Annotated in this window: 10 protein-coding genes; all 10 read right to left on the bottom strand. The window is 74.8% G+C overall.

Annotated elements, in window-relative coordinates:
* Positions 1 to 30: 30 nt before the first annotated feature.
* Positions 31 to 444 carry a transcription antitermination factor NusB gene (gene nusB, locus EPD83_RS14255; RefSeq protein WP_128367182.1) on the bottom strand — a complete coding sequence of 138 codons (414 nt, stop codon included), beginning with the start codon at positions 442 to 444 and terminating at the stop codon, positions 31 to 33.
* A 3-nt stretch (positions 445 to 447) separates the two neighbouring features.
* Positions 448 to 1,008, bottom strand: coding sequence for an elongation factor P (efp, locus tag EPD83_RS14250; RefSeq protein WP_128367181.1), 561 nt, complete (start codon positions 1,006 to 1,008; stop codon positions 448 to 450).
* A gap of 129 nt (positions 1,009 to 1,137) precedes the next feature.
* Positions 1,138 to 2,214, bottom strand: a complete 1,077-nt coding sequence (gene aroB, locus EPD83_RS14245; protein ID WP_128367180.1) for a 3-dehydroquinate synthase — start codon at positions 2,212 to 2,214, stop codon at positions 1,138 to 1,140.
* Complete coding sequence (locus EPD83_RS14240) at positions 2,211 to 2,717, bottom strand: shikimate kinase (protein WP_128367179.1); 507 nt, start codon at positions 2,715 to 2,717, stop codon at positions 2,211 to 2,213. The genes aroB and EPD83_RS14240 overlap by 4 nt, the downstream gene beginning before the upstream one ends.
* Complete coding sequence (aroC, locus tag EPD83_RS14235; protein ID WP_128367178.1) at positions 2,717 to 3,946, bottom strand: chorismate synthase; 1,230 nt, start codon at positions 3,944 to 3,946, stop codon at positions 2,717 to 2,719. The genes EPD83_RS14240 and aroC overlap by 1 nt, the downstream gene beginning before the upstream one ends.
* A 24-nt stretch (positions 3,947 to 3,970) precedes the next feature.
* Entirely contained in the window at positions 3,971 to 4,654 is a 684-nt protein-coding gene (locus EPD83_RS14230) for a prepilin peptidase (RefSeq protein WP_128367177.1), read from the bottom strand.
* Positions 4,651 to 5,484: a shikimate dehydrogenase gene (locus tag EPD83_RS14225; RefSeq protein WP_165566743.1), complete on the bottom strand. Its 834-nt coding sequence runs from the start codon at positions 5,482 to 5,484 to the stop codon at positions 4,651 to 4,653. Before EPD83_RS14225 ends, EPD83_RS14230 begins: the two co-directional genes overlap by 4 nt.
* Before the next feature lie 4 nt (positions 5,485 to 5,488).
* Complete coding sequence (mltG, locus tag EPD83_RS14220; protein ID WP_128367139.1) at positions 5,489 to 6,676, bottom strand: endolytic transglycosylase MltG; 1,188 nt, start codon at positions 6,674 to 6,676, stop codon at positions 5,489 to 5,491.
* Positions 6,673 to 7,209, bottom strand: coding sequence for a Holliday junction resolvase RuvX (gene ruvX / locus EPD83_RS14215; protein ID WP_128367138.1), 537 nt, complete (start codon positions 7,207 to 7,209; stop codon positions 6,673 to 6,675). Before ruvX ends, mltG begins: the two co-directional genes overlap by 4 nt.
* A complete protein-coding gene (gene alaS / locus EPD83_RS14210; protein WP_128367137.1) occupies positions 7,209 to 9,905 on the bottom strand; it encodes an alanine--tRNA ligase in 2,697 nt (898 codons plus the stop codon). Before alaS ends, ruvX begins: the two co-directional genes overlap by 1 nt.
* Positions 9,906 to 9,993: the final 88 nt, after the last annotated feature.

Genomic DNA, 9,993 nt, shown 5'->3' with positions numbered 1-9,993 from the left:
CGCCGCCGCGCGGGGCGGCGACGACGTCTCTCAGGCCAGGGTGGGCTTGACCTCGGCGAGCCGGGCCAGCAGGCCGTTGACGAACCGCGGGCTGTCGTCGGTGGACAGCTCGGTGGCCAGGCCGACCCACTCGCTGATGGCGACGTTCTCGGGGACGTCGTCGGAGAACAGCACCTCGAAGGCGCCCAGCCGCAGGATGGCGCGGTCCACCGCGGGCATCCGGCGCAGCGTCCAGCCCTGCGAGTACGTCGTGATGAGCTCGTCGAGCTGCTCGCGCCGGTCCGCGACCCCGGTGACGAGGTCGGCGGTCAGCTCCGGGAGGGGGTGCTCGGTGACGGGGGCGGCGAGCCGCTCACGCAGCAGGTCCGCCGCGTCCACGCCCCGCTGCTCGGCCTCGAACAGCAGGTCGAGGGCGCGCTTGCGGGCCTTGGTGCGGGCGGCCACGGGTCAGCTGGTCCGGCCGAGGTAGGAGCCGTCGCGGGTGTCGACCTTGATCCGCGTGCCCTGCTCGAGGAAGAGCGGCACCTGGATCTCGGCGCCGGTCTCGAGGGTCGCGGGCTTCGTGCCGCCGGTGGACCGGTCGCCCTGGAGGCCCGGCTCGGTGTAGGTGATCTCGAGGACGACCGAGGCCGGCAGCTCGATGTAGAGGACCGCACCGTCGTGGCGGGCGACGACGGCCTCCTGGTTCTCCATCATGAACTTCGCCGCGTCGCCGACGACCTCGGGGGTCACCGGCAGCTGGTCGTAGGTGTCGGGGTCCATGAAGACGTAGTCGGTGCCGTCGTTGTAGAGGTACTGCATCGTCCGCTTGTCGACGTTCGCGGTCTCGACCTTGACGCCGGCGTTGAAGGTCTTGTCGACGACCTTCCCGGACAGCACGTTCTTCAGCTTCGTCCGCACGAACGCCGGGCCCTTGCCGGGCTTGACGTGCTGGAACTCCACGACGGACCACAGCTGGCCCTCGAGGTTGAGGACGAGTCCGTTCTTCAGGTCGTTGGTCGATGCCACTGCGCTGGTGTCGCTTTCTGCGTCGAGGGTCGGCGCGCCCCGGTGTGCGGGCGCGCGTCACCCCCGTGAGGGGGTGGGGATCGGCGTCCATGCTACCGCCCTGGCGCCCCTCCCCCCGACGCCCGCGGGTCAGCCGGAGGAGACGGCGGCGTAGGCCGCGCGGACGAGCGCGGGGTCGGGGTCCTCGAGCCGGACCGGGGTGGCGAGGCCGTCGAGGACGACGAACCGCAGCCGGGCGCCGCGCGACTTCTTGTCCCGGCCCATGGCGAGCAGCAGGTCCTCGAACCGGTGCCCGCGGTCGCTCGTCGGCAGCCCGACCGCCGCGAGCACCGACCGGTGCCGGGCCAGCAGCGCGTCGTCGACGGTCCCGCTCGCGTGCCCGAGTTCCGCGGCGAAGACCATCCCAATGGCGACGGCCTCCCCGTGCCGCACCCGGAAGCCCTCGACCTGCTCGATGGCGTGGCCGAGGGTGTGCCCGTAGTTGAGGACCTCCCGCAGGAACGACTCGCGCAGGTCGGCGGCGACGACGCGGGCCTTGACCGCCACCTTGCGCCGGACGAGCTCGGCGAGCACCGGCGAGTCCCACCGGGTGGCCGCCGCGGGGTCGCCCTCGACGAGGTCGAGGATGCCGGGGTCGGCGATGAAGCCGCCCTTGACGACCTCCGCCAGCCCGGCCACGAGGTCGGCCCGGGGCAGGGTCGCCAGCACATCGAGGTCGCAGACGACCCCGGCCGGGGTGTGGAAGGCGCCGACGAGGTTCTTGCCCTCGGCCGTGTTGATGCCGGTCTTGCCGCCCACGGCGGCGTCGACCATCGCGAGCAGCGTCGTCGGGACGTGGACGACGGGCACGCCGCGCAGCCAGGTGGCGGCGACGAAGCCGGCGAGGTCGGTGACGGTGCCGCCGCCGACCGCGACGACGGCGTCGGTGCGGGTGAACGCGTGCCGTCCGAGCTGCGCCCACAGCCCGGCGGCGACCTCGGCCGTCTTGGCCCGCTCGGCGTCCGGGACCGGCGCGTCGTGGACGACGAGCCCGGCCTCGCGCAGCGCGCCGGCGACGACGTCGGCGTAGGCGGGGAGCCCGTCCGGCCGGACGAGCAGCACCTGGCGCACGCCGTCCGGCAGCAGCCCGGAGGCGGACCCCAGCACGCCGCGGCCGACGACGACGTCGTGCAGGTCCCCCACCGGGATGGTGACCGGCTCGCTCACGCGCCGCCGTCCAGCAGGGTGGCGATCTCGGCCGCCACGTCCTCGGCGGCGCGCCCGGCGGTGTCGACGACGTGCGTGGCGACCCGCTCGTAGACCGGTCGGCGCTCGTTCATCAGCCGCACCCAGGAGGCCCGCGGGTTGACCGCGAGCAGCGGACGGCTGCGGTCGAAGCCGATGCGCTTGGCCGCGTCGGCGATCCCGACGTCGAGGAAGACGACGGTGTGGCCGGCGAGGCGCGGCTCGGTGGCGGGGTCGACGGGGGCGCCCCCGCCGAGCGCGACGACCGCGTCCGCCTCCTCGAGGGCCCCGGCCACCGCGTCGCGCTCCAGGGCGCGGAAGGCGGGCTCGCCGTCCTCGACGAAGACGTCGGCGATGGTGCGGCCGGCCGCCTGCTCGACGACCCGGTCGGTGTCGACGAAGGCGACCCCGAGCAGCCCGGCGAGGGCCTCGCCGGTGCTCGTCTTGCCCGAGCCGGGGGGACCGACGAGCACGCAGCGCGGCATCAGTCCTCCCAGGTGCGCATGGTCGTGGGCACGGCGGCCAGGTAGGCGCGGTGGTTGCGTGCGGTCTCGGCGACCGAGTCGCCGCCGAACTTCTCGAGGCACGCCTCGGCGAGGACGAGCGCGACCATGGCCTCGGCGACGACGCCGGCGGCGGGCACGGCGCAGACGTCGGAGCGCTGGTGGATCGCGGTGGCGGGCTCGTCGGAGGCCACGTCGACCGTCCGCAGCGCCCGCGGCACGGTGGAGATCGGCTTCATCGCCGCCCGGACCCGTAGCACACCCCCGACGGACATCCCGCCCTCGGTGCCGCCGGCCCGGTCGGTGGCGCGGCGGATGACGCCGTCGGCGCCCCGGTCCATCTCGTCGTGGGCGGCCGAGCCGCGGCGGGCGGCGGTGCGGAAGCCGTCGCCGACCTCGACGCCCTTGATGGCCTGGATGCCCATGAGCGCGGCCGCGAGCCGCGAGTCCAGCCGGCGGTCCCAGTGCACGTGGGAGCCGAGCCCCGGGGGCACGCCGTGCGCGACGACCTCGACGACCCCCCCGAGGGTGTCGCCGTCCTTGCGGGCGGCGTCGACCTCGGCGACCATCGCGGCCGAGCCGTCGGCGTCGAGGGTGCGCACGGGGTCGGCGTCCAGGGCGGCGACGTCGTCCGGGCCGGGCAGCGGGGCGTCGTCGGCCACGCCGGCGGTGCCGATGGCGACGGTGTGCGAGACGAGCCGGATGCCGTAGGCCTGCTCGAGCAGCGCGGCCGCGACGGCGCCGAGGGCCACCCGGGCCGCGGTCTCCCGGGCGGAGGCCCGCTCCAGGACGGGGCGGGCGTCCTCGAAGCCGTACTTCTGCATGCCGACGAGGTCCGCGTGGCCCGGGCGGGGCCGGGTGAGCGGCCGGTTGCGGGCGATCTCCTTCTCGGCGTTGACGTCGTCCGAGGCGGCGTACGCGTCGGCAGGGACGGGGTCCGGGCTCATGACCGTGCGCCACTTCGGCCACTCGGTGTTGCCGATGCGGATGGCGACCGGCGAGCCGAGCGTGGCGCCGAGCCGCACGCCGCCGAGGATCTCGACCTCGTCCTGCTCGAACTTCTGGCGGGCCCCGCGGCCGTAGCCGAGACGGCGCCGGGCCAGGGCGGCGCCGATGTCGGCGGTCGTCACCTCGACCCCGGCGGGCAGTCCCTCGACGGTGGCGACGAGGGCCGGCCCGTGGGACTCCCCCGCGGTCAGCCAGCGCAGCATGGTGACGATCCTTCCACGGCCGTCTCAGCCTCCGAGCATCCAGGTCAGGATGCGGGACGTGAAGGCGATGGCGACCCAGGCCCCGAGACACATCGCCGGGCCGTACGCGATGGGCGTCTTCATCCCCACCCGTCGGCCGAGGAGCAGCACGACCGCGCCCACCCCGCCGACGAGGAACCCGGCCCCGATGCCGACGACGACCTGCCCGAGCCCGAGCCAGCCGAGCAGCGCCCCGATGACCGGCGCGAGCCGCAGGTCGCCGGCACCCACGCCCCCACCGGGCAGAAGGAACAGGACGAGGTAGCAGAAGCCCATGAGCAATGCGCCGACGACGGCGCCGAGCCAGCGCGTGCCGCCGGTGGCGAGCGAGGCGACCCCGAGGAGGACGACGAGCGCTCCCCCGGTGGGGGTGACGAGCCCGATGGGAAGCCGGTGGACGTCGAGGTCGATCCAGGTGAGGCCCACGGTGAGCCAGGCGAAGAGCAGGTAGGCCGGCAGGGCCGCCCACGACCCCTGGTCGCCGACGCCGTAGACGGCGAGGGCGGCCAGCAGGCCGGTGGCGGGCCCCGTCCACCACGCGCTGCCGGGCGGCGGGGTGTCGACCTCCTCCTCGATCCGGTAGCCGCCGGTCGCGAGCTCGCGTCCGGTGCGGTGGCCGACCAGGCCGAGGGCGAGGGCCGCCGCGAGGGCGACCCACCAGAGCGTCACGCGCGGGCCGCGAGGGCCCGCAGCCCGGCCTCGCGCATGGCGTCGACGGGCGCCTCGGCCCCGGTGAAGAGGCGGAACTGCTCGGCGGCCTGCCGGACGAGCATCTCCAGGCCCCCGACGACGGTCATCCCGGCCGCGGCGGCCGCGGTGGCCGGCGGGGTGGGCCAGCCGGCGTAGACGACGTCGAAGAGGACGCCGGAGTGCTGCGCGGGCACGGTGGCGGCGACGGCCTCGCCGGCGTCCGGGGGCACCGTGGAGACGACGACGTCGTCGCGGGTCGTCACCCACGGCCCGATCGCGGCGACCGACCCGTTGCGGATGCCCGCCCCGGTGTCCAGGGCCCATGCCAGCAGGTCCGCCGCCCTCGCGGTGTCGCGGGCCCGGACCGTGAGCGTCGTGACCCCGAGCGCGGCGAGCCCGAGGACGGCCGAGCGGGCCGTGGCCCCGGCGCCGAGCACGAGCGCGCGGGTGGGGGTGCCCGGCAGGTGCGGGCGCAGCGCCTCGGTCACCCCGGCGACGTCGGTGTTCGTCGCGTCCCAGCCTCCGTCCGCGCGCCGGACGAGGGTGTTCGCGCCGCCGGCCCGCCGGGCGAGGTCGGAGACCTCGGTGGCGACCTCGAGGGCGGCCTCCTTGAGCGGCATGGTCAGCGACAGCCCCCGCCACTCCTCGTCGAGGCCGGCGACGAAGGCGGGCAGGCCGGCGGCGTCGACCTCGTGGCGGCCGTACTCCCAGCCGTCCAGCCCGCACGCGCGGTGGCCCGCCCGGTGCAGGACCGGGGAGAGCGAGTGCGCGACCGGGGACCCGAGGACCGCGGCCCTCAGGAGACCCACCGGCTCATCCCGTGCACTTCCCGGGGTTGTCGTCGCACCACTGGTTGAGCTTGGCCTGGTTGCGCTGCTGCTCCTCGTAGGTGTCGGCGAAGAGCGTCTCGCCGGTGTCGAGGTTGACGGTGACGAAGAAGAACCAGCCACCCGGCGTCGGGTCGGCGGCCGCGTCGATGGCGGCCTGGCCCGGGTTGCCGATCGGCCCCGGCGGCAGGCCGGGCGAGCCGTAGGTGTCGTAGGGGTCAGTCTTGGCGCTGTCGTACTCGGTCTTGGTGAGGTTGCCGCGCTTCTGCAGGGCGAAGTTCACCGTCGAGTCCATCTGGAGGTAGCCCGCCGTCGGCCCGTTCGGGTCGTCCAGCCGGTTCTCGACGACGCGCGCCACCTTGCCCCGGTCGGCGTCGCCGCGGGCCTCGCCCTCGACGATGGAGGCGATGGTCAGGGTGCGTTGCCAGTCCTTCTCGGGCACGTCGGCGTCGCGCAGCGTCTTCTTCGTCTGGGAGACCATCTGCGCGAGCTGGTCCTTGGCCGAGGTGTCCTTGTCGAACTCGTAGCTGGCCGGGAACAGCCAGCCCGTGACGTCCCCGTCGGCGGCGCGGGGCAGGCCGATGGCCTCGGCGTCCTCGGCGGCCTTCTCGTACTGCTTGACGGACACGCCGGTGCCGTCGGAGAGCGCCTGGAAGGTCTCGGAGGTCCAGAGCCCCTCGCGGACGGTGACGCGGTCGGTGCGCCGGTTCGCGGGGTCGGTGAGGATGGCGAACGCGCCCGCGCCGGTCATCTCCTTGCGCAGCGCGTAGGTGCCCGGCTGCACCGCCGCGGCGGCCTGCGGGTCGGCGCGGGCGGCCTCGATGTACGCCGTGCGGGTCTTCGTGACCCCCGCGTCGCGCAGGGTCGTCGCGATGTCCTCGCCTGTCTGGCCGGGGTCCACCGTGATCCGGACCTCACCGGTGCCGGGACCGGCGTAGTCCACGTCCCCGGAGTCCGAGCCGCCGACGAGACCGCCAACGATGGGCCCGAGCACGCTGTACGCGCCGTAGCCTGCGCCGCCGACGAGGACGACGGCGACGAGCAGCACGAGGAGCCGGCGGCCCGTCTTGCGCTTGCGGGGGCGGCGCCGGCCGTGGATCTCGCGGCGCGAGCGGGCAGCGGGGCGCCGCTTGGTGTCGTCACCGAAGATCGTGTCGGTGAAGTCCTGGCTCACGTCCTCGTGCCCTTCGTCCGTGGCTTGCGCCGTCGTCGCCCGGCCGGCTCTCCTGCCTGAGCACCGGTCGCGCGCTCGGCGTCGAGGGCCGACTGGAGGATCAGCACGGCCGCGGCCTGGTCGACCACGGAGCGCTGTCGCCGTCCGGCCACGCCGCTCTCGCTGAGCGCTCGGTGCGCGTCGACCGTCGTCAGCCGCTCGTCCACGAGCCGCACCGGGACGGGGGCGACACGCACCGACAGCACGCCAGCATACGTGCGGGCGAGCAGAGCGGAAGGGCCTTCGGCGCCGGAGAGGGACTTCGGGAGGCCGACGACGACCCCGACGGCCCCGTGCTCGGCGACGAGACCGGCGATGCGGGTGACGTCCGGGTCCTCCGGTGCGGGCGGGGCGCCCGGGTCGCGGTCGACCGTCTCCAGGGGGGTCGCGAGGACGCCGCCGGGGTCGCTGCGGGCCACCCCGACCCGCACGGTGCCGACGTCGACGCCGAGCCGGACACCCCGGACCGGCGGCTCCTCGCGTGGGCCCGGCATCAGCCGGCGAGCTCCCCGACGCGCCACTCGACCGCGGCGAGGGCCTCACCGACCTTGGCCGGGTCCTGGCCGCCGCCCTGGGCGATGTCGTCCTTGCCGCCCCCGCCGCCACCGAGCGCCCCGGCCGCGGCCCGGACCAGCTCGCCGGCGCGGATGCCGCGACCGCGCGCGGCCTCGTTGGTCGCGACGACGACCACCGGCCGGCCCTTGGCGACCCCGGTGACGGCGACGACGCTCGGCCGGTCGTTCCCGAGCCGGCCGCGCAGGTCCAGGACCATGGTGCGCACGTCGCCCGCGTCGGCCTCGCCGGCGTCGTGGCCGAGGAAGGTGACCCCGCCGACGTCGCGCGCGCGGTCGGTCAGCGAGCCCGCCTGCTCCTGGAGCCGCTCGGCGCGCAGCCGGTCGAGGTCGCGCTCGGCCTCCTTGAGCCGGCCGAGCAGGCCGCCGACCCGCTCGGGCAGCTCCTCGGGACGGCCCTTCACGAGCTCGGTCAGCTGGCCGACGATGGCCCGCTCCCTCGCGAGGAAGGAGAACGCGTCCGTGCCGACGAGCGCCTCGACCCGGCGCACGCCCGAGCCGATGGAGGACTCGCCGAGCAGGGTGACGAGCCCGAGCTGGGTCGTGCGCTCGGCGTGCGTGCCGCCGCAGAGCTCGCGGGCCCAGTCACCGACGGACACGACGCGGACGGCGTCGCCGTACTTCTCGCCGAACAGCGCCATGGCGCCGGACTCGCGGGCCTGCGCCTGGGTCATGACGTCCGCCCGCACCGCGAGGTCGTCCAGCAGCAGCGCGTTGACCCGGGACTCGACGTCGGCGAGGACCGACGCCGGGAGCGCCGTGTGCGCGTGGAAGTCGAACCGGAAGCGGCCGGGCGAGTTCTCCGAGCCGGCCTGGGTCGCGGTCTCCCCCAGCGCCTCCCGGATGGCCTTGTGGACCATGTGGGTCGCCGTGTGCGCCCGCGAGATGGAGCGGCGGCGCTCGATGTCGACCTCGGCGTACGCGGGCTCGCCGGACGAGACCTCGCCGGACACGACGGTGCCGCGGTGCACGACGAGCCCGGTGATCGGCGACTGGACGTCGCGGACCTCGACGACCGCGCCGCTGCCCAGCCGGACGAGCCCGCCGTCGGCGAGCTGGCCACCGCCCTCGGCGTAGAACGGGGTCCGGTCCAGGACGAGCTCGACGTCGTCGCCGGCCGACGCCGACGTCACCGCCGCCCCGCCCCGCAGCAGCCCGGCGACCCGCGCCTCGGACGTCACCTCGGAGTAGCCGGTGAACTCGACGGCGTGGCCGACGCCGTCCGCGAGCGCCCGGTAGACGCTGGTGTCGCCGTGCCCGGTCTTCTTGGCGCGCGCGTCGTCCTTGGCCCGCGTCCGCTGCTCCTGCATGAGCCGGGTGAAGCCCTCGCGGTCGACCTCCAGGCCCTGCTCGGCGGCCATCTCGAGGGTGAGGTCGATGGGGAAGCCGTAGGTGTCGTGGAGGCGGAAGGCCTCGTCGCCGCCGAGGACCGCGCCGCCGCCCTCCTTGGTCCGCGAGACGGCGGTGTCGAGGATGGTCGTCCCCGCGGCGAGGGTGCGGCGGAAGGCGTCCTCCTCCGCGTACGCGGTCTGGCTGATCCGGTCCCAGTCGGTGCGCAGCTCCGGGTAGGACTGCTCCATCCGCTCGAGGGAGACCGGCAGCAGCTCCGGGAGGCACGGGTCCTCGTAGCCCAGCAGGCGCATCGAGCGGATGGCGCGGCGCAGCATCCGGCGCAGGACGTACCCGCGGCCCTCGTTGCCCGGCGTCACGCCGTCGCCGATGAGCATGAGCGAGGAGCGGACGTGGTCCGCGACGACCCGCAGCCGGACGTCGTCGGGGGCGCTGGACCCCGCGGAGTGGCCGGAGTCGGCGCCGTAGCGCTTGCCCGTCATCTCCGCCGCCCGGCCGAGGACCGGGTAGACCTCGTCGATCTCGTACATGTTGTCGACGCCCTGGAGGATGGAGGCGATGCGCTCCAGCCCCATGCCGGTGTCGATGTTCTTGCGCGGCAGCGGTCCCGAGACGTCGAAGTCGACCTTGGTGCGGACCGCGGAGAGCTCCTCCTGCATGAAGACGAGGTTCCAGAACTCCATGAACCGGTCCTCGTCGACCGCCGGGCCGCCGTCGGGGCCGTACTCGGCGCCGCGGTCGTAGAAGATCTCCGAGCACGGGCCGCCGGGACCGGGCACGCCCATGTGCCAGTAGTTGTCGGCCAGACCGCGCCGGACGATGCGCTCCAGGGGGACCCCGACCTGCTCGTGCCAGATGCCGAGGGCCTCGTCGTCGCCGTCGAGGACGGTCGGCCAGATCCGCTCGGGGTCCAGACCGAAGCCGCCCCGGTCCTGCGGGGAGGTGACGAGCTCCCAGGCGAGCGCGATGGCGCCCTCCTTGAAGTAGTCGCCGAAGGAGAAGTTGCCGTTCATCTGGAAGAACGTGCCGTGCCGGGAGGTCTTGCCGACCTCCTCGATGTCCTGGGTGCGCACGACCTTCTGGACGCTCGTCGCGCGGTCGTACGGCGCGGTCTCCTGCCCGAGGAAGTACGGCTTGAAGGGCACCATGCCGGCGTTGACGAACAGCAGGTTCGGGTCGTCGAGCAGCAGCGAGGCGCTCGGGACGACGGTGTGGCCGTTGCGGCCGAAGAAGTCGAGCCAGCGGCGGCGGATCTCAGCGGTTTCCATGACGGGACATTCCTGGGGTCGGGCCGGGCGCGGGCATCGCGACATCGTATGCCGGGCGCGCGCGCCGGGATCGGAAGGGCAGGCGGAG

It is taken from the genome of Phycicoccus flavus, assembly GCF_004025965.2.
Taxonomy (GTDB): Bacteria; Actinomycetota; Actinomycetes; order Actinomycetales; family Dermatophilaceae; genus Phycicoccus; species Phycicoccus flavus.
This window is presented reverse-complemented; position numbering and strand designations above follow the sequence as displayed.

Bases quoted from the DNA above. Each gene is read 5' to 3' on its own strand.
- ruvX (WP_128367138.1), bottom strand. From the start codon at position 7,209: ATGCCGGGCCCACGCGAGGAGCCGCCGGTCCGGGGTGTCCGGCTCGGC.
- aroC (WP_128367178.1), bottom strand. From the start codon at position 3,946: ATGCTGCGCTGGCTGACCGCGGGGGAGTCCCACGGGCCGGCCCTCGTC.
- EPD83_RS14240 (WP_128367179.1), bottom strand. From the start codon at position 2,717: ATGCCGCGCTGCGTGCTCGTCGGTCCCCCCGGCTCGGGCAAGACGAGC.
- alaS (WP_128367137.1), bottom strand. From the start codon at position 9,905: ATGGAAACCGCTGAGATCCGCCGCCGCTGGCTCGACTTCTTCGGCCGC.